Annotated in this window: 17 protein-coding genes; 10 read left to right on the top strand and 7 right to left on the bottom strand. The window is 70.9% G+C overall.

The window, feature by feature from the left end; genetic code table 11:
• Nucleotides 1-2: 2 nt before the first annotated feature.
• The gene (locus tag BN159_RS31015) at nucleotides 3-701 is read right to left on the bottom strand and encodes a class I SAM-dependent methyltransferase (protein WP_015660976.1); all 699 of its coding nucleotides are present in this window, start codon (nucleotides 699-701) and stop codon (nucleotides 3-5) included.
• A 140-nt stretch (nucleotides 702-841) separates the two neighbouring features.
• Between BN159_RS31015 and cobT the strand changes: the two genes are divergently transcribed.
• Nucleotides 842-1,936 carry a nicotinate-nucleotide--dimethylbenzimidazole phosphoribosyltransferase gene (gene cobT, locus BN159_RS31010; protein ID WP_015660975.1) on the top strand — a complete coding sequence of 365 codons (1,095 nt, stop codon included), beginning with the start codon at nucleotides 842-844 and terminating at the stop codon, nucleotides 1,934-1,936.
• A 17-nt stretch (nucleotides 1,937-1,953) separates the two neighbouring features.
• Here cobT and BN159_RS31005 read toward each other — a convergent pair whose 3' ends face one another.
• Entirely contained in the window at nucleotides 1,954-2,712 is a 759-nt protein-coding gene (locus tag BN159_RS31005) for a hypothetical protein (protein ID WP_015660974.1), read from the bottom strand.
• Between the two features lie 68 nt (nucleotides 2,713-2,780).
• Here BN159_RS31005 and cobS point away from each other — a divergent pair, with 68 nt between their 5' ends.
• Nucleotides 2,781-3,566, top strand: a complete 786-nt coding sequence (cobS, locus tag BN159_RS31000; RefSeq protein WP_015660973.1) for an adenosylcobinamide-GDP ribazoletransferase — start codon at nucleotides 2,781-2,783, stop codon at nucleotides 3,564-3,566.
• 11 nt (nucleotides 3,567-3,577) lie between these two features.
• Here the strand turns inward: cobS and BN159_RS30995 are convergent, their stop codons facing one another.
• The 5 genes from BN159_RS30995 to BN159_RS30975 all read right to left on the bottom strand — a co-directional run bounded on the left by BN159_RS30995 (nucleotide 3,578) and on the right by BN159_RS30975 (nucleotide 10,159).
• On the bottom strand, nucleotides 3,578-4,360 hold the full coding sequence (locus BN159_RS30995) for an endo alpha-1,4 polygalactosaminidase (RefSeq protein WP_015660972.1): 783 nt from the start codon (nucleotides 4,358-4,360) through the stop codon (nucleotides 3,578-3,580).
• A complete protein-coding gene (locus BN159_RS30990; protein WP_015660971.1) occupies nucleotides 4,357-5,007 on the bottom strand; it encodes a spherulation-specific family 4 protein in 651 nt (216 codons plus the stop codon). Before BN159_RS30990 ends, BN159_RS30995 begins: the two co-directional genes overlap by 4 nt.
• Nucleotides 5,004-6,512: a hypothetical protein gene (locus BN159_RS30985; protein WP_015660970.1), complete on the bottom strand. Its 1,509-nt coding sequence runs from the start codon at nucleotides 6,510-6,512 to the stop codon at nucleotides 5,004-5,006. The genes BN159_RS30990 and BN159_RS30985 overlap by 4 nt, the downstream gene beginning before the upstream one ends.
• The gene (gene pelF / locus BN159_RS30980; protein ID WP_015660969.1) at nucleotides 6,509-8,032 is read right to left on the bottom strand and encodes a GT4 family glycosyltransferase PelF; all 1,524 of its coding nucleotides are present in this window, start codon (nucleotides 8,030-8,032) and stop codon (nucleotides 6,509-6,511) included. Before pelF ends, BN159_RS30985 begins: the two co-directional genes overlap by 4 nt.
• 90 nt (nucleotides 8,033-8,122) lie before the next feature.
• Nucleotides 8,123-10,159: a hypothetical protein gene (locus BN159_RS30975; protein ID WP_015660968.1), complete on the bottom strand. Its 2,037-nt coding sequence runs from the start codon at nucleotides 10,157-10,159 to the stop codon at nucleotides 8,123-8,125.
• A 341-nt stretch (nucleotides 10,160-10,500) separates the two neighbouring features.
• Between BN159_RS30975 and BN159_RS30970 the strand changes: the two genes are divergently transcribed.
• The 8 genes from BN159_RS30970 (at nucleotide 10,501) to aceE (ending at nucleotide 25,287) form a co-directional block, all read left to right on the top strand.
• Nucleotides 10,501-12,024 carry a leucyl aminopeptidase gene (locus tag BN159_RS30970; protein WP_015660967.1) on the top strand — a complete coding sequence of 508 codons (1,524 nt, stop codon included), beginning with the start codon at nucleotides 10,501-10,503 and terminating at the stop codon, nucleotides 12,022-12,024.
• A gap of 282 nt (nucleotides 12,025-12,306) precedes the next feature.
• Entirely contained in the window at nucleotides 12,307-13,695 is a 1,389-nt protein-coding gene (gene lpdA, locus BN159_RS30965) for a dihydrolipoyl dehydrogenase (RefSeq protein ID WP_015660966.1), read from the top strand.
• Between the two features lie 60 nt (nucleotides 13,696-13,755).
• Nucleotides 13,756-15,510 (top strand): 2-oxoglutarate dehydrogenase, E2 component, dihydrolipoamide succinyltransferase, encoded by a 1,755-nt coding sequence (sucB, locus tag BN159_RS30960; protein ID WP_015660965.1) that lies wholly within the window; start codon nucleotides 13,756-13,758, stop codon nucleotides 15,508-15,510.
• A 140-nt stretch (nucleotides 15,511-15,650) separates the two neighbouring features.
• Nucleotides 15,651-17,087, top strand: coding sequence for a lipase/acyltransferase domain-containing protein (locus BN159_RS30955; protein WP_015660964.1), 1,437 nt, complete (start codon nucleotides 15,651-15,653; stop codon nucleotides 17,085-17,087).
• Nucleotides 17,080-20,826: an ATP-binding protein gene (locus BN159_RS30950; RefSeq protein ID WP_015660963.1), complete on the top strand. Its 3,747-nt coding sequence runs from the start codon at nucleotides 17,080-17,082 to the stop codon at nucleotides 20,824-20,826. Before BN159_RS30955 ends, BN159_RS30950 begins: the two co-directional genes overlap by 8 nt.
• Complete coding sequence (locus BN159_RS30945; RefSeq protein ID WP_015660962.1) at nucleotides 20,823-21,536, top strand: CHAT domain-containing protein; 714 nt, start codon at nucleotides 20,823-20,825, stop codon at nucleotides 21,534-21,536. Before BN159_RS30950 ends, BN159_RS30945 begins: the two co-directional genes overlap by 4 nt.
• Before the next feature lie 154 nt (nucleotides 21,537-21,690).
• Nucleotides 21,691-22,320, top strand: coding sequence for a GntR family transcriptional regulator (locus BN159_RS30940; RefSeq protein ID WP_015660961.1), 630 nt, complete (start codon nucleotides 21,691-21,693; stop codon nucleotides 22,318-22,320).
• A gap of 264 nt (nucleotides 22,321-22,584) precedes the next feature.
• Entirely contained in the window at nucleotides 22,585-25,287 is a 2,703-nt protein-coding gene (gene aceE, locus BN159_RS30935; protein ID WP_015660960.1) for a pyruvate dehydrogenase (acetyl-transferring), homodimeric type, read from the top strand.
• Nucleotides 25,288-25,314 lie beyond the last annotated feature (27 nt).

The following is a 25,314-nucleotide window of genomic DNA, read 5'->3' as shown; positions in this document are numbered from 1 at the left end:
GGCTAGGCCGCCTGTCTGCGGGCGATGATCCGGTACGTCGGGGCGAGGCGGGGGCGGGTCGTCGTGACGATCGTGCAGGACTGGGTGTCCAGTTCGGCGCGGATGTTGTCCAGCGGCACGAGGTGGCGGGGCCGGGTGCGGGGGTGCCACCAACGGCCGAAGAGCTGCGCGAACGTGCCCTCGGGGTCGGGGAGTTCGAGCAGGAGGTGGCCGCCCGGACGCAGTGCCGTCAGGGCCGCTCGCAGGTGCTCGCGGGGGTTCGGCGTGTGCGGCAGGTGGTGCAGGACGCTGACCACGTCGTAGCGGGCGCGCAGATGTGCCATGAGGTGGGGGTTGGTCAGGTCGCCCGCGTAGGCCTCCTCCACGCGGTCCGCCGCCCGCGCCCGCTCCACCCTGCCCGTGGGGTCCACACCGTCGAAGGACGTGTACGGGAAGACCTCCTTCGCCGCGGCCGGGAACGCCCCGTCGCCGGTGCCGACGTCCAGCCAGCTCTCCGGCTCCGGGAAGGGCAGCATCACCCGGGCGGTGGCCAGCAGACGTCGGCGGCCCGGCCGGCGCTCGTACGGGCCCTCGGTGGCGGGGTTCTGGAAGGAGTGGGCGCAGTCGTGGCACTCGTCGAGCGTGAAGCCGTCGGTGGCGAGGCGGGTGCGCAGGTGCTCCGAGCCGCACCAGGGGCAGTCGTCACGGCGTGCGGGCGGCATGGGCGGCTCCCCTGAAGGCGTACGACATTCCACTGCAAAGCGGAACGTATGGGATCGCGATCTTGGGTGCAATGACGTGGCCTGCGTGTGGTGGCGATGTGGCGGCGTTCCGTTCGACCGGTGCCGGTACTGTTCGGCGAATGAGCTCGCTTAATCTCGACGACTTCACCGATCTGATCGAGCGCCCCGACGGCGGGGTGCGCCGCGACGCGGAGGCGCGCCGGGAGCGTCAGATCGTGCCGCCCGGATCGTTGGGCCGCCTCGACGACCTGGGTGAGTGGCTGGCCGCGGCGCAGGGCGCCGTGCCGGTGCGGCCGGTGGAACGGCCGCGGGTGGTGCTGTTCGCCGGTGACCACGGGATCGCGGAGCTGGGGGTCTCGGCGCGGCCCGCGGGCAGTGCGGGGCAGTTGGTGCGGGACGTCCTGGAGGGCGGCCGGCCGGTGTCCGTGCTGGCGCGGCGGCTCGGGGTGCCGGTGCGGGTCGTGGACATGGCGCTGGACTGCGACCCCGAGACGCTGCCGGAGGACGTCGTACGGCACCGGGTGCGGCGTGGCAGTGGGCGGATCGACATCGAGGACGCGCTGACCCTGGAGGAGGCCGAGGCGGCCTTCCGGGCCGGGGTCGCCCTTGCCGACGAGGAGGCCGATTCCGGTACGGATCTGGTCGTGCTCGGCGATGTGAGCGTGGGCGGTACGACGGCGGCGGGTGTACTGGTGGCCGCCCTGTGCGGCACCGACGCGTCGGTGGTGACCGGGCGAGGTGGTCTGGCCATCGACGACCTCGCGTGGATGCGCAAGTGCGCGGCGATCCGGGACGCCCTGCGGCGGGCCCGGCCGGTGCTCGGGGACCAGCTTCAGTTGCTGGCGACGGTGGGCGGGGCGGATCTCGCGGCGATCACCGGGTTCCTCTTGCAGAGTGCGGTGCGGAAGATGCCGGTGATCCTGGACGGGGTCGTGGTGGCGGCCTGTGCGCTGGTCGGGCAGCGGGTCGCGTTCCGGGCGCCGGACTGGTGGCTGGCGGCGCACGACAGCGGGGAGCCGGGACAGGCGAAGGCGCTGGACCGGATGGCGCTGGAGCCGGTGCTCACACAGGGCGTGCGGGTCGGCGAGGGGGCGGGCGCGCTGCTGGCGTTGCCGGTGGTGCAGGCTGCGGCGGCGCTTTCCGCGGAGCTGCCGGAGCGGGCGGAGGAGAAGGAAGAGGAAGCGGACGACGCCGTGGTCTCACAGCCGGAGTAAGTCTCCGTCAAGGTGGGTCAGCGGTGGTCCAGGGCCCGTTCCGGGTCCGGTGTGCCGCCGATCCAGTCCTGGAGTTTGCGGGCGGGGCCCGTCCAGCGGCGGTCGTGGTGGTAGGCGCGCAGGATCGCCCTGGCGCGGGCCCGGGGGCGGCGGACGTAGAAGCGGCGGGCCCAGGGGGTGTCGGGGCGGGCCAGGCGGATTGCGCCGACCAGGGCCAGTACGGGGACGATCACACCGAAGACCGCCAGGCGGACCTTGCCCTTGAGCAGGGCGATGAGGGAGAAGAGGAAGCTCGTCGCCACCGTCCAGATGACCGTGCCGCGGTCCTGGAGCTCGTCCTCGCCCAGGTCGTTGACGCCGAACGGCGAGAAGCCGGAGAGCAGGAGGCCGACCAGGGCTGCCGTCAGGATGACGGCCTCCACGCTCTTGCGGCCCTCCTCCGTCCAGTAGACGTCGGCCAGGTGCAGGATCAGGGCGAACTCGTCGAGGACCAGACCCGCGCCGATGCCGAAGACCACGGCGAAGGCTGCGGCCCCGAAGCCGTGGCGGCTGCTCGCCACTGCGCCGAAGCCGCCGAGGACGGTGAGGATGACGCCGGGGACCACGTGGTGGATGTGCACACCGCCCGCGCTGACGTTGCCGAACGGGCCTTTGCCCGCGCGGATCAGGCGGGTGACGAGCCGGGTGACGAGGAAGGTCACGACGAAGGCCGTGAGGGCGAGCAGGAGGGGCAGTTTGCCCGGTTCGACGATGTTGCGTTGCAGCCAGTGCCCCATGTCCTGAGTGTGCCCGCGGTGGTGCGAGCGCGCGGCTGGTGTTGGGCTGGCTGACGTAACCTTCCGAGGTGCTCATATCCCCGCTCGACCACGGCCTGCGCTTCGCCTTCGGCACCCTCACCGTCCTCCCCGTGAAAGTCGAGCGATGGGACCGGGACGCCGCGCGCGGGGGCATGCTGTGCGTTCCCGTGGTCGGGCTTGTCGTCGGTGGGGTCGCCGCAGCCGTCGGAGCGGTCGCGCTCTTCCTGGGCACCGGCCCGCTGCTCGCCGCCGTTGCCTCGGTGGCCGTGCCCGCCCTGCTCACCCGGGGGCTGCATCTCGACGGCCTCGCCGACACCGCCGACGGGCTCGGGAGCGGTAAGCCCGCCGAGGACGCCCTGCGGATCATGAAGCAGTCGGACATCGGGCCGTTCGGCGTGATCACCCTCCTGTTCGTGCTGCTCGCCCAGGTCGCCGCCCTCGCGCGGCTGTACGACGACTCCTGGGCCCGGGGCGCCCTCGCCGCCGTCGTCTCGGCCGTCGCCGCCCGCCTCGCCCTCACCCTCGCCGCCCGTACGGGGGTACCCCCGGCCCGCCCGGAGGGCCTCGGGGCGGCCGTCGCCGGGGTCGCGCCGACACGGTGGGCCATGCTCACGGCTGTCGGCGTCACCCTGGCCGCGGGGGCCGCCGGTTCCCTCTTCGGCGCCGATGACGTCGTACGCACCGCACTGGCCGTCGTAGCCTCCCTCACCCTCGCCGAACTCCTCCTGCGCCGCTGCGTCCGCCGCTTCGGCGGAGTCACCGGGGACGTGTTCGGCGGCGTGGAGGAGACCGCGGCCACGACGGCCCTGGTGGTTCTGACGCTCGGCCTCTGAACAGGGACGGCCTAACACGCCTCCCGCCACACCCCCAGCTCGTACTTCTTCAGCATCGAACTCAGCCCCAACCGCCGGGACTCCGGACAGAAACGGCTCGTCGGCAGTTCGTACTCCACGTGGAACACCGCCTTGTCCGCCTCGATGAACGGCGTCAGCGCCCCGCACTCCTTGTACTGCGCGCACTGCTCGTTCACCGCGAAGTCGAAGTCCCCGACCAGCTCCGGGATCTGGTCCAGGTCGTTCTTCAGGCCCACGGCCAGGCCCCGGTCATGGGCCAGCTTCGCGATCAGCCGGTTGTAGCGAAGCTGGTCACGGGCCGTGAGCGGGAAGCCCGTGCGGTTGCGGTAGCCGTCCATGTTGTCCGGCTCGACCGCGTCGAAGCCCTTGTCCCGGCACATGTCGAGCCGCTCCGCCATCAGCGGCTCCAGTACGTCGACCCGGCGGATGTCCAGCCAGCGCTCGCCCTCCCAGCCGTTGCCCCGGCCCAGTACCGACGCGGGGAACTCCTTCGCGTCGGGCCGGAACTCCTCCCAGGCGCCGGTGGAGAGATAGCAGATCACCTGGCGTCCGTCCTCGTGCAGTCCGTCGACCGTCTCCTCGTCGTGGTCGAAGCCGTCGATGTCGTACACCGGCACGTCCACGGACGTGTCGAGCCGGCCGCTGAGCTGCCACTGCCAGTCCGTGCCGGGGCGCGGCTGCCAGCGTTCGGCGGGCGACTTGCTGTCGGAGGAGGTCGTGCAGCCCGCCAGCAGCAGGGTGAACAGGGCGGCCAGGACGGGAAGGCGTCTCACCGGGTGGGCTCCAGGGCGTGCGGCAACGTACCCCAAGGATGATCTCCCACTCCGGGCACCGCACAGTGCACCGCCGCCCCGCGCGCCCGCGCCGCTCCGGCCGCGTCGGCGCCGGACGGGACGCCGTACAGGAGATGCCCGGTGCGGACTCCGGCGCCGTAGCTGCCCGGGGGCGCGGGGAGGTTCTGGTACGTCGTCCAGGTTCCCTCGAAGGTGATCAGTACGTCGGCGATGCGCGCGTAGGCGGGGTGGGGCGGGGCGCCGTGGTTGAGGACGAGGGTGCCGCAGCCGAGGCCCCAGGCCGCCACGGCCAGCCGCTGGTAGTGCGCGAACTCTTCCTGGCCCGTGGCCACTTGGTCGAAGAAGGTGCCGTCCGTGCCGTACCAGTCGCGGTGGCGGGTGAGGTCGCGGACCACGTCGGAGTGCGGGCGGTGGCCGTATGCCGTGTCCGTGTAGCCGAGGACGCGGACGTCCGCCGCTCGCAGCCGGGCGGCGAGTTCGGCGAAGGCGGGGTCGGGGCGGTCGCCGGGGCCACTGGCGGGGTTGAGGACGACGCCGTAGAGGCGGGGCGCGGCGGCGATGATCGCGGCCCATTCGGTCGGGCGGAGGGTGGGGTGTTCGTAGTACGGGACCAGGAGGGTGCTCATCGGTGGGTGGTCGCCCTTCCGAGGAGGACGCAGACCAGGGCGGACTGGGCCACGGCCGCGGCGCCGTACACCGCGACGCCGACGGTGTGCGGTCCGCCGTTGCGGGTGAGCAGGGCGAGGGTCTGGGCGAGGGCGGCAAGTACGCAGATCAGGGCCGCGCCCGCGACCGCGCCGAAGGACTGGAGCAGCAGGCCGGTCCAGATCACGACGCCCAGCAGGAGCAGGCCCGCGAGACGGACTCCGTCGACGGTGGGGGCGTGGGGCCACAGGGCGGCGGTGGCGGTGGCCAGGGCGAGGAGGGCTGTGAGGTAGGCGGCCAGGCATACGGCCAGCTCGCGGGCGGTGGTGCGGCGGAACGCCCTCGGTGTGCCGGCGGACCGCAGCCCCGCGAGGCTGCCGCTGCGGAAGCGGTACAGCAGCCATTCCGCCGGGCCCATGCTGAGGGTGAGGGCGACGGCGGAGGGGGCGGCCACGGCGGAGGGTTCCGCGCCCGCGAGTACGTCGCCCAGGGCCGCGTAGACGACCAGGACGCCGCTGCCGAGTCCGAAGAGGGCGTACGGGAGGGAGGCGGAGAGAGGGAGGCCCGCCGCGGTTGATCGACTGCGGGTGCGTCGTGGCTTGTCGCGCCCACGCGGCGGTAGCCGCAAATCAAATACCGCCCCGCGCCCCTTCAGAGGCGCGACCTCACGCAGACCGAGCAGCGTCACCACCGTCAGCGAGGCCGTCAACAGGGCGATTCTCGCCGCGTCCGGGATCGGGTGCACGAGGGCGAGCAGCGCTCCCGCCGTCATCGGCGCCAGTGCGGCCAGCAGGGCGCGCTCGCGGGCCATCACCAGCAGGGCCGTGGCCGCGGCCAGATAGCAGGACTGGCCCGCCGCGAAGGCGACCGCCGCGAGGGTGGCCGTACCGGCGCAGGCGAGGGCGACCAGGGCGCCCAGGAGTGCGCCTGCCGGGGCGCCCAGAAGCAGGGTGCGGCGGGCGGCGGGCTTGTCGCCCAGGCCCAGCCAGGTGTGCGCCCGATGGGACAGGCCCTGGTTCCAGGTCCAGCCGAACAGGGCGGCCGCGAGCAGCGGGACGGTGCCTGCGGGGAGGCCGAAGTCGCCCTGGGGGCCTGCCAGCAGGGGTGCGCCCAGGACGTAGCCGAAGCCGGGGAGGGCGAAGACCACGCCGCGGACGAGGCAGGCGAGCAGGCTTGTGCGCCATGGGTCGGGGGCGGGGTCCCTCGGCTCCGGGTAGCGGCGGGGGACGCGGTCGTACAACTCCTCGGCCAGCGCGAAGGAGTTCTTGACGCCGTAGCGTTCGCGTATGCGGTCGTCGGTGAGGCCGTCGGACTCCAGGAGCGCGGCGATCTCGTCGGGGTGGACCGCTGCGGCGATGAAGTCGTCGAGGCGGGCGGCCAGTTCGTCGAGCGGATCCGGCTCTGCCCAACCGGGTGTGCGCTGCCGGGGGATCGTCGGCAGGGTGTCCGTGCGGGCGCCCGCGGGCATCCAGAGGCCGCCGCTCACCAGTCGGTTCCGTCCGTCGCGACCTTCTCGTACCAGGGGTCCCGCAGCTCGACGGTCCAGTCGGCGACGGTCTCCACGGTCGGCTCGTACACCTCGGGCAGGCCCGCCAGCTCCTGGTAGATCGTGCGGAAGGCGTCCACCGAGCGGCGCAGGGTGAATCGGTCGATCACTCGCTGGCGGGACAACTCGCCCAGCTTCAGGCGCCGTTCGTCGTCCTTCAGCAGAGTCAGCGCGGCCGCGGCCATCTTCTCCGGCTCGCGGGGCGGGACCACAAGGCCGGTGTCGCCGACCGCCTCGCGCACTCCGCCGACGTCCGTGGAGACCGTCGTACGGCCGCAGGACATCGCCTCGATGACGGAAAAGGGGAAGCCTTCGGAGATCGACGACAGCATCACCACGTGTCCCGCCGCGTACGCTCGCCGGACCTCGCTGATACGGCCCTCGAAGGTCAGGCCGTCCGTCACACCCAGCTCGGCCGCGAGCTTCTCCAGGCGGGTGCCGTATGCCTCGCCGCCCGGTGGGACCGGGCCGAACAAGCGCAGGCGGGTCTCCGGGAGTTCGGCTCGGACCATGGCGTAGGCCCGCAGCAGGGTCTCCAGGTCCTTGATGGGGTCCACCCGGCCGCACCAGGTGAGGGTGGGGACGTCGGGTTCGGGGCCGGCATGCGGGAAGGCATGGGGATCGACGCCGTTGTACACCGTGCGGATCTTGTCGGCATCGGCGCCACCCCGCTCCTCCCAGCGGCGGTTGTACTGATTGCACGGTGTGATCAGGTCTGCCGTGCGATATCCGTGTGAATTCAGTTCACGGTAGAAGCCGAGCATGAACGCCTTCACCGGCCAACGCTGTTCGGCGCTGCGGTAACCGAGGTAGCGCTCGCGCAGGTAGATGCCGTGTTCGGTGAGGAGGAACGGTACGCCGTCCAGCTTGCGGGCGGCGAGCGCCGGCAGGGTCGCCAGGCCGCTGCTCACCGCGTGCGCCACGGAGTCCTCCGGGATCCGCACGCCCAGTGGGCGCAGCGCGTGTTCCAGCAGGTCGGTCGCGGTGAGCGCGTCGTGCACGGTGGGTCCGGCGGCGGCCGTCGGCAGATGCGGCATCGTCCAGATCCACATCAGCGACCTGAGCGCGGATTCGCTGCGCAGCGCGGCCGACAGGCGTCCGGCGCGGGCGAGTTCGGCCAGCTCGTACAGGGCCTCCCCGAAGTCTGCGCCGGTGTCGGGGGCGAGGAAGGAGAGCAGGAAGCGCTCGTAGGAGTCCAGGAAGCGGCGGCGGGTCCGGCCGAGGGGAGCGCGTGCGCGTCCTGGCCGCGGTCCCCAGGTCGGCACGGTCACGTGCCGGCGGATGTTGGGTGGCAGGTCCCAGGTCACCGGTTCTCTGCCGGTGCCGGTGAGCGAGAAGACGTGGAAGTCGACCTCCGGCATGCCCTTGACGAGCTGGTCGCACCAGGTGCTGACGCCCCCGTGGACATGCGGGTAGGTGCCTTCGGTGAGCATGGTGACATGACGGCCCGATCGCCTCATGCGTGAGTTCCCCCCTGCGGAACGGTCTTACGTCCGGCACCCGCACCCCGGGCGGTCAGGATCCGGGGTGCGGGTGGCGGTGGGGCCGGCTTACGCCGACGGCAGTTTCAGCGTGAGAGCGGACTGGAGCGCGGCCGGTGTGGCCCAGCCCGAGCGCTCACCCGCGTACGGCGTGCCGAACACGGTGGTGCCGAGCAGCAGTTGCTTCCTCGTGCCCTCCGGCGCCGTCACCGGGATCTGCGTTCCGGACGGCGCACTGACGGTGACGGTCGTGCCGATGCGGTACGCCGTGACCTTGTTGTTCGCCACCGCCGTACGCCAGGCGGCGCGGCGCTGGAACTCGGTGCCGATCGATTTCTGGGAGAGGTTCTGCACCGGGGTGCTGTCGGCGAACAGGGCCCGGTAGTCGGCCAGGACCTTGTCCACCACCGGGTAGAGGATGCGGTCCTCGGCGAGGTTGGACTGGTGGACGTAGTGCGGGCGCGGGTCGTTGTTGACGACGTGCCCGAGGGCGATGCGGGCCTCCTGCGGGACGATGTGGCCGTCGTAGCCGGTGGCCGGGTCGAGCGGTGCGTCGAGGCAGGTGGAGGCGGGGTTGGTGGTGCAGACTCCGCTGCCGCCGTCCTCGGCGGAGGTGTAGATCCAGTTGTACTCGTCGGTCATCTCGGCCTCGGTGCCGACGTTGTAGTACACGTTCATCGGGTGCCGGGGCACCGTCAGGGCGGCGCCCACCGCGCGCTGTTCGGGCTCGCGGGAGTTGTCCGAGGCGACCCACTTCACGCCGTTGTCGGCGAGGGCGCCGGCCAGGTTCGGGTTGTCGTTCGGCTGCTGCGGCAGCGTCCTGAGGCCCGAGTGCTCACCCGTCACCAGCTCGGTGCGGTCGACCGGAAGGCCCTTGCCGACCGCCCAGTTGTGGTTGTCGCGGATCTGCGCGGCGATCTCGGAGCGGCTCATGTACTTCGTCGAGCCGTCGGGGTTCTTCGCGCAGGTCCACGGCACCGTCGAGGTGTCCTGGACGCAGCCGAGGAAGGGGTGCGTGTAGGTGTGGTTGATCCAGCGGTACTGCGCACGGTCCGTGAGCAGGCGGGCGGCGAGCGGGTCGGTGCCGCCGTGTTCCGTCTTCCACTCCTCGCCGGAACCGGCGTTGAAGACCATGTCGAGGGTGAAGCCCTGCGTGCGCTGCCACTCCGCCGCGTAGGCCGCGTCCTCGGCCGTCATGCGGATCGGGTTGGTCTCCTCGCCGCCGCCGACGCAGTCGATGTCGCCGGGCGTGCAGTTGCGCTCGGTGTCCCAGCGGGCGTCGGGCGCGAAGACGTCGTCGATGTGGACCGCGAAGTAGTTACGGTCCTGGCCCAGATGGACGCCCTGGGTCAGCCACTCGACGATGCCCCGGGCGAGCAGCCGGAACTGCTGCTGGTGCTGGTTGTAGGCGAAAGTCACCACCAGCTCGCGGCGCCCGTCGTGGGCGTACTCGCCGACCAGGCTGCCGCGCCCGGTGCCTTCGGGGACCGGGAGGTCGACATAGCTGGTGAACCCGGCGCGGGGGCGGGCGACGTAGCCGTAACTCTCCTGGACCGAGGGGGCGTTGTCCTCGAAGGTGAAGGCGCCGTCGAGATACCCGAACCACGAGGACTTCCCGGCGGCGGTGACGGAGGCCGCGCGGCCGTCGAGGCTGCCGGTCCAGCCGCCCTCGGAGGTGTAGTCGAGGCCGACACCCGGGTGCGCCCAGGTGTAGGCGTCGACCTGCGGGATGCCGTAGGTCCGCTCGTAGGTCTCCAGCGCGGTCTGCTCGGTGGAACCGGTGCCGAACGGGGCCTCGTTGGGCAGTACCACGCCCTGGAACTTCGCCCGCGGCCGGCCGTTCACCGTGTCGCTGAGGAAGCTCGCGGTCACCGCCGGACGGGCGGAGTCGTTCAGGTCGATCGTGGTGTACGGGATGCCGGTGCTGCTCAGCTGGGCGGCGATGGCGCGTACGGCGCTGCCGCCGTCGTCCACCACCAGCACCCGCAGATCGACGCGCGGCTCCACCGCGGCCGACGCGCCGGGCGCCCCCGGGCCCAGCGTCATCACTCCCGCGGCCGTCAGGGCGGCTGCGGTGTTTCTCCATCTGCGCGCACGGTGCGCCATGTGTCGTCCTCCCCCCAGAAGATCCCCCGGTGGTAAATCCGGGGGGATCCTTGGAAATTACGCAACGCGGCGAGCCGTCGGCTCACCGGAACGCGATGAGTGTGTCTCAGGTCACCGGGAGTGAGGGTTGGGAAGTGGCCACGACGCCACTGACAGGTGAACGCCCGCAGGAATGAGCGAACGGGACACACGCGCGTAGGCTCATGCCGAGTGTCAGGCCGCACCGCGGAAGGCCCCACTGAGCCAGAACCCTGAGGTCGGACTTAGGGTCGGCTGTCGGGCCCGGTCGACCCACCACATTTCGGCCAGCAACTTCACATCGGAAGCGAGAAATCACCACCGTGACTGCTCTCACTCTCAGCACCGCCGCGGCGCCCGGCCTCCGGGCCGACGCGATCGTGATCGGTGTCGCCAAGGGCGCAAAGGGCCCCGTGGTCGCCCCGGGTGCCGAAGCCCTGGACAAGGCCTACGACGGCAAGCTCGCCGGCGTCCTGGAGACCCTCGGTGCCTCCGGCGGCGAGGGCGAGGTGACCAAGCTCCCCGCCCCGGCCGGCTTCAAGGCCCCCCTCGTGATCGCCGTCGGCCTCGGCGCGGAGCCCGAGAAGGACGCCGAGTACGACGCGGAGGCGCTGCGCAAGGCCGCCGGTGCCGCCGCCCGCGCGCTCGCCGGGTCCAAGAAGGCCGCCTTCGCCCTGCCCCTCACCGACGCCGCCGACGCCGGCGCGATCGCCGAGGGCGCACTACTGGGCGCGTACTCCTTCGACGCCTACAAGGACAACGCCAAGAGCCCGAAGGGCAACGGCAAGGCGCCGCTCGCCGAGGTCGCCCTGCTCGGCGGGAAGCCGCGGGACAAGGCGTTCAAGGCCGCGGTCGAGCGGGCCACCGCCGTCACCGAGGAGCTCAACCGCGCGCGTGACCTGATCAACACCCCGCCGAACGACCTCTACCCCGAGGCGTTCGCCGCCGTAGCGCAGGCGGCGGGCAAGGAGCACGGCATCAAGGTGCAGGTGCTCGACGAGAAGGCCCTCACCAAGGGCGGCTACGGCGGCATCCTCGGCGTCGGCGCCGGGTCCGCCGCGGGTCCGCGGCTGGTGAAGCTGACGTACACGCACTCCAAGGCGAGCAAGCACCTCGCGTTCGTCGGCAAGGGCATCACCTACGACTCGGGCGGCATCTCGCTGAAGCCGGCGGGCCACAACGAGACGATGAAGTGCGACATGAGCGGTGCGGCCGCGGTGTTCGCCGCCGTCGTCGCGGCGGCACGCCTCGGCCTCGAGGTCAACGTCACCGGCTGGCTGGCGCTCGCCGAGAACATGCCGTCCGGTTCCGCCACCCGCCCGGGTGACGTGCTGCGCATGTACAGCGGCAAGACCGTCGAGGTGCTGAACACCGACGCCGAGGGCCGGCTGGTGCTGGCCGACGCGCTGTGGGCGGCGTCGGAGGAGAAGCCGGACGCGATCGTGGACGTGGCGACGCTGACCGGCGCGATGGTGCTCGCGCTGGGCAACCGGACGTTCGGTGTCATGGCCAACGACGACGCGTTCCGTACGGCGATCGTGGAGGCCGCGGAGGAGGTCGGCGAGGCGTCCTGGCCGATGCCGCTCCCCGACCACCTGCGCAAGGGCATGGACTCCCCCACCGCCGACCTCGCCAACATGGGTGAGCGAATGGGCGGCGGCCTGGTCGCGGGCATCTTCCTGCGCGAGTTCGTCGGCGAGGGCATCACCTGGGCGCACATCGACATCGCCGGGCCCGCCTTCAACGAGCAGGGGCCCTTCGGTTACACGCCCAAGGGCGGTACGGGCTCCGCGGTGCGGACGCTGGTGCGGCTCGCCGAACTGACGGCCGAGGGCGACCTGGGCTGATCCGACGGCATTGATCCGCCCGGGCCGACCCAACCTGGGCCGATCCACTCGACGGGGCCTCGCGTGCGGGTAGTGCGAGGCCCCGTCGCCTGCTCGTGACGCGCTCCCTTATGAGCGTGTGGTGTCTCACACGTCGGCCCCGCGTCTCGTTCCCCTCCGACAAGTGCGAAGATGGGGCTCGGCAGGACAGGGCCCCACCAAGGGCCGAAAGAACGAGCGGCCGGACACCAGCCGCCGACCGGTCACTGGAGACCGGTGGCGCACATGCATGGAGGACGTGACGTGGCGAACGACGCCAGCACCGTTTTCGACCTAGTGATCCTCGGCGGTGGTAGCGGTGGTTACGCCGCGGCCCTGCGCGGGGCGCAGCTGGGCCTGGACGTCGCCCTGATCGAGAAGGACAAGGTCGGCGGCACCTGCCTGCACCGGGGTTGCATTCCCACCAAGGCTCTGCTGCACGCCGGTGAGATCGCCGACCAGGCTCGCGAGAGCGAGCAGTTCGGTGTGAAGACCACCTTCGAGGGCATCGACATCGCCGGGGTCCACAAGTACAAGGACGGCGTGATCGCCGGTCTGTACAAGGGCCTCCAGGGTCTGGTCGCCTCCCGCAAGGTGACGTACATCGAGGGCGCCGGCCGGCTGTCCTCCCCCACCTCCGTCGATGTGAACGGCCAGCGCATCCAGGGCCGCCACGTCCTGCTGGCGACCGGCTCCGTGCCGAAGTCGCTGCCGGGCCTGGAGATCGACGGCAACCGCATCATCTCCTCCGACCACGCCCTCGTCCTGGACCGCGTGCCCAAGTCCGCGATCATCCTCGGCGGCGGTGTCATCGGCGTCGAGTTCGCCTCGGCGTGGAAGTCCTTCGGTGCGGACGTCACCGTCATCGAGGGCCTGAAGCACCTCGTCCCGGTCGAGGACGAGAACTCCTCCAAGCTTCTTGAGCGCGCGTTCCGCAAGCGTGGCATCAAGTTCAACCTGGGCACCTTCTTCCAGAAGGCCGAGTACACCCAGGACGGTGTCAAGGTCACCCTCGCCGACGGCAAGGAGTTCGAGGCCGAGGTGCTGCTGGTCGCCGTCGGCCGCGGCCCGGTCTCGGCCGGTCTCGGTTACGAGGAGCAGGGCGTCGCGATGGACCGCGGCTACGTCCTGGTCGACGAGTACATGCGCACCAATGTGCCCACCATCTCCGCCGTCGGTGACCTCGTCCCGACCCTCCAGCTCGCGCACGTCGGCTTCGCCGAGGGCATCCTGGTGGCGGAGCGGCTGGCCGGTCTGAAGGCCGTGCCGATCGACTACGACGGTGTCCCCCGCGTGACGTACTGCCACCCGGAGGTCGCCTCCGTGGGCATCACCGAGGCCAAGGCCAAGGAGATCTACGGTGCGGACAAGGTCGTCGCTCTGAAGTACAACCTGGCGGGCAACGGCAAGAGCAAGATCCTCAACACCGCGGGCGAGATCAAGCTCGTCCAGGTGAAGGACGGTGCCGTCGTCGGCGTCCACATGGTCGGCGACCGCATGGGCGAGCAGGTCGGCGAGGCCCAGCTGATCTACAACTGGGAAGCGCTGCCGGCCGAGGTCGCCCAGCTCATCCACGCCCACCCGACGCAGAACGAGGCGCTCGGCGAGGCCCACCTGGCCCTGGCCGGCAAGCCGCTGCACGCGCACGACTGACCCTCGGTCGACGAACGCGACGACACAGACTTCCGCAATCCGTTAGGAGCAACCGAAACCATGGCGGTTTCCGTAACCCTTCCGGCGCTCGGCGAGAGCGTCACCGAGGGCACTGTCACCCGCTGGCTGAAGGCCGAGGGCGAGCGCGTCGAGGCCGACGAGCCGCTGCTCGAGGTGTCGACCGACAAGGTCGACACCGAGATCCCCTCCCCCGCCGCCGGCATCCTGGCCTCCATCAAGGTCGCCGAGGACGAGACCGTTGAGGTCGGCGCCGAGCTGGCCGTCATCGACGACGGCACCGGCGCCCCCGTGGCCGCCCCGGCCCCCGCCGCCGAGCCCGTCGCGGCTCCGGCGCCGGTCGCCGAGGCCCCGGCCGCCCCGGCCCCCGTGGCCGAGGCCCCCGTCGCCCCCGCGCCCGCCGCCGCCCCGGCCGGTGCCGCCGTCGGCACCGACGTGGTGCTGCCCGCGCTCGGTGAGTCCGTCACCGAGGGCACCGTCACCCGCTGGCTGAAGTCGGTCGGCGACAGCGTGGACGCCGACGAGCCGCTGCTCGAGGTCTCCACCGACAAGGTCGACACCGAGATCCCGGCGCCCACCTCCGGTGTGCTGCTGGAGATCGTGGTCGGCGAGGACGAGACCGCCGAGGTCGGCGCCAAGCTCGCCGTCATCGGCGCCCCGGGTGCGGCTCCGGCCGCTGCCCCGGCCCCCGCCGCCCCCGCCCCGGTCGCCGCCCCGGCTCCGGCTCCGGCTCCGGCCGCGCCCGCCGCTCCGGCCCCGGCTCCCGCGCCCGCCCCGGTCGCCGCCGCCCCGGCTCCGGTCGCTCCGGCCCCGGTCACCCCGGCCCCGGCCGCTCCGGCGCCCGCCGCCGCGCAGGCGACCGACGAGGGTGCCTACGTCACCCCGCTGGTGCGCAAGCTCGCCGCCGAGAACGGCGTCGACCTGGCCACCGTCAAGGGCACCGGCGTCGGCGGTCGTATCCGCAAGCAGGACGTGCTCGCCGCCGCCGAGGCCGCGAAGGCCGCCGCCGCTGCTCCGGCTCCCGCCGCTGCCGCCCCGGCCGCCGCGCGGAAGGCCCCGGCCCTGGAGGTCTCTCCCCTCCGCGGCCAGACCGTCAAGATGCCGCGCATCCGCAAGGTCATCGGCGACAACATGGTCAAGGCGCTGCACGAGCAGGCCCAGCTGTCGTCGGTCGTCGAGGTCGACGTCACGCGTCTGATGAAGCTGCGCGCCCGTGCCAAGGACGCGTTCGCGGCGCGTGAGGGCGTCAAGCTCTCCCCGATGCCGTTCTTCGTCAAGGCCGCGGCCCAGGCGCTGAAGGCGCACGCGCCGATCAACGCCAAGATCAACGAGGCCGAGGGGACCATCACCTACTTCGACACCGAGAACATCGGTATCGCGGTGGACTCCGAGAAGGGCCTGATGACCCCGGTCATCAAGCACGCCGGTGACCTCAACCTGGCCGGTATCGCCAAGGCGACCGCCGACCTGGCCGGCAAGGTCCGCGCCAACAAGATCACGCCGGACGAGCTGTCGGGCGCGACCTTCACCATCTCCAACACCGGTTCGCGCGGTGCGCTCTTCGACACGATCATCGTGCCGCCGGGCCAGGTCGCGATCCTCGGCATCGGCGCCACGGTCAAGCGCCCGGCCGTCATCGAGACGGAGGAGGGCTCGGTCATCGGCATCCGTGACATGACCTACCTGACCCTGTCCTACGACCACCGTCTGGTGGACGGCGCCGACGCGGCCCGTTACCTGACCGCGGTCAAGGCGATCCTGGAGGCGGGCGAGTTCGAGGTCGAGCTCGGCCTGTAACCAGCCGCATCGCTGACCAGCCGCTTCGCTGGTACGACGCCCCCGTCCGGAGTTCTCCGGGCGGGGGCGTCGCATTCCCCTGCCAGTGCTGGGGTCGCCCCGCTACCGTGAGTGAACTCACGCACAACGGGGGGAGCCGCATGAAGCGTGCACCTGTCCATGACCTCGTGGTGGTGCTGCCGGGCATCATGGGGACCCGGCTGGCCGACGCCGACGGCGGCGCGGTCTGGGATGTGTCCGGGGGCGCGTTATGGCGGGCGCTACGCACCTTCAGCAGGTCGGTCAAGGATCTGCGCCTGCCCGTCGACATCGGCGACGACCACCCCGGCGACGGCATCCGCCCGGTGGGTGTCATGCCCGACCTCCACGTCATCCCGGGCATCTGGCATCCGGTGGACGGCTACAGCTCCTTACTCCACTGGCTCGAACAAAATTTCACCCTGCGTAGCCGCCAACCGAGCGATCCTCCCGGCACGCCCGCGAACCTTGTCGAGTTCGGGTACGACTGGCGTCTGTCCTGCCGCTACAACGCTCACTGTTTGGAGGAGCGGGTCGCGGAGGAACTCGCACGCTGGCGCTCCTCGGCCCCGGAGCGCCGTGACGCCCGCGTGGTCTTCATCTGCCACTCGATGGGCGGTCTGGTGGCCCGGTATTACGTCGAGTGCCTCGGCGGCCACGAGGTCACCCGCCGCCTGATCACGCTGGGTACGCCGCACCGGGGCTCGCTGAACGCGCTGACGCATCTGGTGAACGGGCTGCGCAAGGGGTGGGGGCCGTTCGGCGCGGACCTCACGGAGCTGGCGCGGTCGCTGCCTTCCCTGCATCAGCTGGTGCCGGACTACGCGTGCGTGTCGACGGCCGACGGTCTCGCGTACGCCCGCGACCTGACGGGGCTGCCCGGCCCGGACGAGAAGCTCCTCGCCGACGCGGGCGTCTTCCACTCCGAGCTGCGCCGGGCAGCCGAGGCTCCCGGCCGCGACTCCCGGACCGACCTGGTGACGGTCGTGGGCGTACGCCAGCCGACGGCGACGACTGGGGTGTACGCGGGGGGTGTGCTGGTGCCCTCCTGGGAGATCGACGGGGTGGACGAGGGTGGGGACGGGACGGTGCCGCGGCTGTCGGCGCGGCCGGCCAATGCCGCCGATACAGGCCATCTGGTGGGGACTTCGTTCAGCCCCAACGAGCACCACGGGTCCCTCCAGCACAACCAGGGAGTGCGCGACGCGCTCTCGGGGTGGCTCGAGCATGAGCGCTTCCACCGGGGCGAGGACGACAAGGACGCGCCTCCGCTGAGCGTGCTGGCCCCGACGCTGCTGGCGTACGGGGAGCCCTACGAGGTGTCGGTGACGGTGCCCGACGAGATGCGCGGGCACGACGAGTTGCTGGTGGTCGCCGAGCTGCGGGCCGCGGACCGACGGTCCGAATCCACCCGTTCCCTCCGCAACCTGGGAGGCGGGCGCTATCGCGGGGTGTTCCCCGCGCCGGAGGGCGGGGCCTACCGGCTGGCGGTGTGGGTCGAGGGACGCATGGAGTCGAGGGTGACGGCGCTGACGTTGGTGGGTGAGCTGGGTGAGTGAGCAGGGGATCCAGGGGACGGTTCTCGGGGTCGTGGTGCAGAAGTACAAGAGCGGGAACTATCCCGAGCTGCCCAGGGCGACCGAGCAGCTGACCGAGCTCTGCACTCTGCTGGAGGGCTACGGCTACACACCCACCGTGGTGCAGGACCCCGGCCGTGACAGCCTCAAAGCCTCGGTGGAGAGCTGGCGCGAGGGCTGGGAGGAGAACGGGTCCCACGGCCCGGCAATCGTGGTCTGGTCCGGGCACGGCGTGCTCCGGGACGAGGGGGAACTCCGGCTGGTCGTGCACGACACCCGGACGGTGGACGACGAGGAACAGACATACTCGGCCCGACTGTTGACCAGTGCGGCGCTGCGCAGTCGCGCCGATCAGGTGCTGATGCTCATCGACACCTGCCATGCGGGCGCCGGGGTGATCGAGTCCCTTCAGAAGGCCCTCTCCACCTGGTCGGCACGGAGCCTGCCCGAAGGCCGGGCGGCCTGGCTCGGGGTGGTCGCGAGCTGCCGTCCGCGGGAGAAGGCCGAAGGACGCGGGCTCCTGCTGGACACGGTGGTGGACGTCCTGCGCAACGGCCCCAGGACCAAGAGCTACCGGCACCGATGGAGTCCCCGTAACTGGCAGGTGACCGGCGCCGATGTCGTACGGGCCGCACTCGACCAGTGGCCCGAGGACGAGGGGCAGCGTCCCGTCCCCGCTTCCCTGGGCCAGGAACTGCCGATGTTCCGGAACCCGCACAAGGAGGAGAAGGGGGAGCCGGAACTGGTGGAGCACCTGGTCAGGGCCGCGGCCGGGGCGGACCGTGTGGAGGAGGGTTGGTTCTTCACGGGGCGTCGGCGGGTGCTCGGGGAGATCGTCGACTGGCTGGAGGCCAGGGAGCCGGGACTGTTCCTCGTCACTGGGAGCGCGGGCAGCGGCAAGTCGGCGGTGCTGGGGCGGGTGGCGACGCTCTCCGACCGCCGGCACCGGGCCGACATCGTCAAGCATGAGGCGCTGCGTGAGGGGGACCCCGATCCGGGGGTGGACTCGGTGGATGTCGCCCTGCACCTGCGAGGGCTCACGGTGCAGCAGGTGGCGGAGGCGATCGCCCGGCGGTTGGGACTGGGGGTCCCTGACACACCGGCGGAGCTGATCGCGGATGTCGAGCGGGAGTTGGCATCCTCCGACCGTCCGACGGTGCTGCTCCTGGACGGTCTGGACGAGGCGGCTGCCGAGCAGGCCGGGCTGATCGTCGAGCAGTTACTGGCCCCGCTGAGCCGGATGACGTGCATTCTGCTCGCCTCTCGGGACCGCCCGTTCAACCCGGAGGCAGCGGCGGCGGGGGAACCCCTGGATGAAGCCGTCAGCCGCCTCCTCGGGATCCGGGCACGCGCGGCCGGACTGGACGGCGAGGCGGACACCGGCGAGGACATTCGGGAGTACGCGCGCCGACGCCTGCACGTCACGGGACTGCCCGGGGAAGCGGCCGACTTGATCGCGCGGCGGGCCGCGACGGGCCACGGAGGCTTCCTCTACGCCCAGATGGCGGTGGACTCCGTGATCAGGCACGTTCCTGAGGAAGGCGCGGAGGGGTGGGAGTCGAGCATCCCGGTGTCCATCTCCGCGGCGTTCAACGAGCATCTGGCCGCCGGCCCCCAACTAGAGCGGAACGGCGAGGTCGTCCCCCTCGCCGCCCAGGAGCTACTGACGGCCCTGTCCTGGGGGACGGGAAACGGCATGCCCGCCCGGGGAGTCTGGGAAACGGCGGCCACCGCACTGAGCACGAACGGCACCGTCTATGACCGGGAGCATGTGGACTGGCTCCTCAACTCCTACGGCCGGTATGTCGTGGAGGACACCGACGGTGTCCAGGCTGTGTACCGGCTCTACCACCGTGAGTTCATCGAGCATCTGAGGGAGTCGTCCAGCAGGGAGCGCGGGGAAGGGCAACCTGAGCCTGCGTATCTCGTGGCGCGTGGCCTTGTCGACCTTCTGCGACAGCAGAGCGATGAGGCTGCGGTCCTGGAGCATGCCAATCCATATCTGCGGGGGTCGCTGGCGGAGCACGCGGTCATGGCAGGGGGTAGAGGGATCGCGCTGGTCAGGGAACTCGTCGAGCTGCGGGAGCAAGTCTTCCAACCTGACCTGGCGATGGCGCTGACGGAGCTTGCCCGGATGCTGTCGGAGGCGGGCCTGAGAGAAGCAGCACTGGCGCCGTCGCAGGAGGCTGTTGACCTCTACCGCACCCTCGCCGAGGCCAACCCCGCCGCCTACCTCCCCGACCTCGCCACCTCCCTCAACAACCTCGCCATCCACCAGAGCGAGACCGGAGACCGCACCGGCGCCCTCACCACCATCAACGAAGCCGTCACCATCCGCCGCACCCTCGCCAAGGCCAACCCCGCCGCCTACCTCCCCAACCTCGCCGGCTCCCTCAACAACCTCGCCGTCCACCAGAGCGAGACGGGAGACCGCACCGGCGCCCTCACCACCATCAACGAAGCCGTCACCATCCGCCGCACCCTCGCCAAGGCCAACCCCGCCGCCTACCTCCCCGACCTCGCCACCTCCCTCAACAACCTCGCCAACCGCCAAAGCGAAACAGGTGACCGCACCGGCGCCCTCACCACCATCAACGAAGCCGTCACCATCCGCCGCACCCTCGCCAAGGCCAACCCCGCCGCCTACCTCCCCGACCTCGCCATGTCCCTCAACAACCTCGCCGACATTGCCTCCACTGACCAAACCCTCGCCGCCTTCGCCCAGGCAGAGGAGTCCCTGGCCCGCCACCCCCAAGCCGCACGCCAGATCACCGTCCAGCGCGCGGAATTCCAACTCACCCGTGCGGACAGCGCTGCCGGAGTCAGCACCCTGATCGACTTACTGCTCACGCCCCTTGACGGCCTAGACCCCGTCGCCTCCCAGGCCCGACACCTTCTGCGCAACTTCGATCGCGCGACTGAAACCGGCACTGCCCAGGTCCGCACGGCATGGCGCAGGGCAACAGGTACGGAACCACCGGCCTGGCTGAGCCTCGCCGAGGCCGCGTTCGCCCTCGCCATCACCTGGATCCAGTGCCCCACCTGGATCAGTTCCCGCACCTTCTGGGACGAGCACGCAGCCGAGCTCCAGTCTCCCGAAACGACGCAGGCCCTGGAGGAGTTGGCTCTCGCCCACGAGGCCGCCCAACAACATCTCCACATCGCCCGCGCCGCCGCGGCCGACACCCCTGATGCCGCGTTCCGCCCGTATCTCACCAGAGAGTTCCTGGGCACCTGGATGGACTGCCCCGCGTGGGAGGAATCCCAGACCTACCTCGCGGACCACGGGGAGTACCTCCTGCATGACGAGTCCGTCGATCAACTCGCCAACGACCAATCTGCCGAAGCCGCCGCCCATTGGGCGGTCGTTCTCCTCGCCCGCGCAGAAGGAATCCCCACCGCCTACACATACATCGAGGCCCGCACCGCCCTGAACGACCGAATCCAGCGCCTCCTGGCCGCCCCGGACGCCGTACTGCTCAACGCCTGCGCCCTGCTCGAACTCCTCGTCCATCAAGACGAGTTCACCGCCACCGTCCACCTGGCCATGTCGGCAGTCCTCTCAGACAACACCTACGCCCCCGACCCCTGGCCCACCCCCACCCAGCCCGACCGCGACCGAGCACTCACCGAGATCACGACCCTCATGGGCCACTCCCCCCAACACGCCCAGGCCCTGAGTGCCCTCCTCCAAACCCTCCTGACCATCACCCCCGAATGACACCCCCCGCCGTCATCCTGGTGGTCCAAGCGTCCTCCCCCAGAACCCCCGGCACCCCAGACACCAGCGCCGAATACCGCGAAATGCACCGCAGCATCACCCACGCCCAATACGCCCACGCCCTAACCCTGGAAAGCCTCCAAGCAGCCCAAGCCCAAGACCTCCCCGACCGCCTGATCCGAGGCGCCCCCGCAGTACTCCACTTCTCCGCCCGAGGCACCCCCGCCGGCGGCCTCCGTTTCCTCACCGACGACGGCGGTGAGGCCCCGATCTCCGACCAGGGCCTGTGCAAGCTGCTCACCGAGTTCGTCGCGGAAGGTCTACGTCTCGTCGTCCTCAGCGCCTGCTGGACCTACGAGCTGACACAGCTCCTCGCCGAGACAGTCCCCTGCGTCATCGGCACCGGCGGACCCATCACCGACACGAGCTGTCTCGACTACTCCCGCACCCTCTACAGCGCCCTCGCCCACGGCCGCTCGGTCGGCAAGGCGCACAGCATCGCCGTAGGGGCTGCCGAGATGTACGGCGCTGACGTCCGCTGTCTGCCCGAGTTGCGGACCGCGCCCGGCGTGTTCGCGGACGCCCTGTTCCTCGTCGGGGCGGAGTACCGCACGCCGCCCACCAGGACGACCGTCAAGCCGCGGGGCAGCGGGCTGCCGTGGCGGCTGCGGAAGAAGCCGTTGCCCGGTGGGCCGGGTTTGCGGCCGTAGCGTCCGCCATTCGGACGTGTAAGTCTCGTCTCACCTGCACGAAAGCCCCCCTGTGCACCCCTCCGGGACGGCCCCGCGGCCTTATTGTCTAAACGTCAAACGCCTCCGGGGCCGATGGGAGGCCTCTCGGACGGCCCCTCCCTAAGGAGCTCTCATGACCGCGCCCGTCGTCCACTCGCTGCGCGAACAGATCCGCGAGCACATCCTGGAAGGGATCATCAGTGGGCGCTGGCAGCCGGGCGAGCGGATCGTGGAGCGCCGGATCGCGACCGAGCTGGAGGTCAGCCAGACGCCGGTGCGCGAGGCACTGCGCGAGTTGGAGTCGCTGCGGCTGATCGAGTCGGCGCCCAACAAGGGCGTGCGGGTGCGGAATCTGACCGCCGCCGATCTGGAGGAGAGCTACCCCGTTCGGGCTGGCCTTGAGGCCATTGCCGCGGAGCTGGCGGCGGAGCGGCTGGCCCAGGACTGCTCGGCACTGGAGCCGCATGTCTCGGCGCTGTACGAGGCGGACCGGGAGGCGGACGGCACCGCCCAGGTCCGGCACACCGTCGGCTTCCACCGCGAGCTGGTGCGGGCGGCCGGGAACTCCGTGCTGCTGCACACCTGGGAGGGCCTCGGCATCGAGGTCTTCACGGCGCTGTCGATCCGCTGGCTGGGGACGGTCCAGCAGTCGTACGCGGAGGAGCACGAGGAGCTGGTGCAGGCGTTCCGGCGCCGGGATCCGCGGATCGCGGATCTGGTGAAGGCCCATGTGCTGGGCTGCGCACCGCGCCACGAATCCTGAGCGCACCGGCGCTCATAAGTTGCCCCTCACCTGCGAAAACCCTTCAAAAACAAGGCACCCGGTGTCTCGACCCAAGGCACCCGGTGCCTACTTTCTCGCGATCAAGAGGTTTTCCCCCTCAACCCTTTGATCGATCATCGATCAGGGAGTTACAGTCGCCGACGGACCTCCACCGAGGTCCTCCGCCCTGTCCTGCCAAAGACCAAGGGCACACCCGAACCCTTACCGATGAGGGAACCCCCTTCGACTGAGGAAGGCGGCGACATGACCGACCCCCATGCCATCCAGCCGAGCGCGCTCGACCAGCTCCCCGACCGGGACCCGGAGGAGACCGCCGAATGGCAGGCCTCGCTGGACGCGGTCGCCAAGGCGGCCGGCCCGCACCGTGCGGCTTATCTGATGCGCCGCACGCTGGAGAGGGCAGAGGGCAACGGCATCGCGCTGCCCAAGCTCCTGGAAACCGACTACGTCAACACCATCCCCACCGCCGCGGAGCCGGGTCTGCCCGGTGACCCGGCGATGGAGGCGCGGATCACCGCCTGGAACCGCTGGAACGCGGCCGCCATGGTGACCCGGGGCAGCAAATACGGCGTCGGCGGCCACATCGCCACCTTCGCCTCCGCGGCCTGGCTGTACGAGACCGGCTTCAACCACTTCTTCAAGGGGAAGGAGGCGGACGGCTCCGGCGACCAGCTGTACATCCAGGGCCACGCCTCCCCCGGCATCTACGCCCGCGCCTTCCTCGACGGACGGCTCAGCGAGCAGCACCTCGACAACTTCCGCCAGGAGGCCGGCGGCAACGGCCTCCCGTCGTACCCGCACCCGCGCCGGCTGCCCTGGCTGTGGGAGTTCCCGACCGTGTCCATGGGTCTCGGTCCGCTGTCGGCCATTTACCAGGCGCGCTTCAACCGGTACCTCACCAACCGCGGTATCAAGGACGTCTCCGCCTCCCACGTCTGGGCCTTCCTCGGTGACGGCGAGATGGACGAGCCGGAGTCGACGGCCGCTCTCGCGCTGGCGTCCCGTGAGGGTCTCGACAACCTCACCTTCGTCATCAACTGCAACCTTCAGCGCCTCGACGGTCCGGTTCGCGCCAACTTCAAGATCGTGCAGGAGCTGGAGGCCCAGTTCCGCGGCGCCGGCTGGAATGTGATCAAGACGCTGTGGGGTACGGCGTGGGACGAGCTGTTCGCGCTCGACACCACCGGTGCGCTCGTACGCCGCCTGCGCGAGGTGCCGGACGCGCAGGTGCAGACGTACCAGACCCGTGACGCCGCCTACATCCGCGCCGACTTCTTCGGCAAGGACCCGGCGCTCGCCGAGATGGCGAAGCTGCTGAGCGACGACAAGATCCTCGAGTGCTTCCACCTGTCCCGCGGTGGTCACGAGGCGCGCAAGGTGTACGCCGCGTACAAGGCCGCCGTCGAGCACAAGGGCGCGCCGACCGTGATCCTGGCCCAGACGGTCAAGGGTCACACCCTCGGTGAGGGCTTCGCGTCGAAGAACGCCAACCACCAGATGAAGAAGCTGACGGTGGACGAGTTCAAGACGATGCGCGACCTGCTGGAGCTGCCGATCTCGGACAGCCAGTTCGTCGACGGGCAGGTCCCCTACGGCCACCCGGGCGCCGACTCCCCCGAGGTCCGCTACCTCCAGGAGCGCCGGGCCGCCCTCGGTGGTCCGGCCCCCGCGCGGCGTGTGCACCCCGTCGCCCCGCTGCCCGCCCCCGCCGAGAAGGCGTTCGCCTCCTTCGACAAGGGCTCCGGCTCGCAGAACGTGGCCACCACCATGGCCTTCGTCCGCCTCGTCAAGGACCTGGTCCGCGACAAGGAGACCGGCAAGCGCTGGGTGCCGATCGTCCCCGACGAGGCGCGCACCTTCGGTATGGAGTCGCTGTTCCCGTCGCTCGGGATCTACTCCCCCAAGGGCCAGACGTACGAGCCGGTCGACCGTGACCAGCTGATGTACTACAAGGAGGCCAAGAACGGCCAGATCCTCAACGAGGGGATCACCGAGGCCGGTTCGATGGCCGACTTCATCGCAGCGTCCACCGCGTACTCCACGCACGGCGAGACGATGATCCCGTTCTACATCTTCTACTCGATGTTCGGCTGGCAGCGCACGGCCGACCAGATGTGGCAGCTCGGCGACCAGCTCGGCCGCGGCTTCCTGGTCGGCGCCACGGCGGGCCGTACGACGCTGACGGGTGAGGGCCTCCAGCACGCCGACGGCCACTCGCCGGTGATCGCCGCGACGAACCCGGCCGCGCTGACGTATGACCCGGCCTTCGCCTACGAGGTGGCGGCGATCGTCAAGGACGGTCTGCGCCGGATGTACGGCGAGGCGGCGCCGGGCGAGGACTCGGACGTCTTCTACTACCTGACCGTCTACAACGAGCCGCTGCCGCAGCCCGCGAAGCCGGCCGGGCTCGGTGTCGACGAGGGCATCGTCAAGGGCCTGTACCGCTTCAACACGGCCGAGTCGGCGGGCGTGACGGTGCCGGCCAACGCCCCGCGCATCCAGCTGCTGGGCTCCGGTACGGCGATCCACTGGGCGCTGAAGGCGCAGCGGATGCTCGCCGAGGAGTGGGGTGTCGCGGCCGACGTGTGGTCGGCGACGTCCTGGACCGAGCTGCGGCGGGACGCCCTGGAGGCGGACGCGGCGCTGCTGCGCGGCGAGGAGCGGGTGCCGTACGTGAGGCAGGCGCTCCAGGGTGCCGAGGGTCCGGTGCTGGCGGTCTCCGACTACATGCGCCAGGTCCCGGACCAGATCGCGCAGTGGGTCGAGCAGGACTGGTCCTCGCTCGGTGCCGACGGCTTCGGCCTCTCCGACACCCGTGACGCGGCCCGCCGCCACTTCGGCGTCGACGCCGAGTCCATCGTCGTGGCGGCCCTGGCCCAGCTCGCCAAGCGCGGCGAGGCGAAGGCGACGGCGGTGAAGGAAGCCCGCGAGCGCTACGGCCTGTAGTGGCTGTGTGATGAGGCCCCCGCTCCG

It is taken from the genome of Streptomyces davaonensis JCM 4913, from assembly GCF_000349325.1.
GTDB classification, from domain to species: Bacteria; Actinomycetota; Actinomycetes; order Streptomycetales; family Streptomycetaceae; genus Streptomyces; species Streptomyces davaonensis.
Note: the sequence above shows the minus strand (reverse complement) of the source record. Positions and strands in the feature narration are given on the sequence as shown.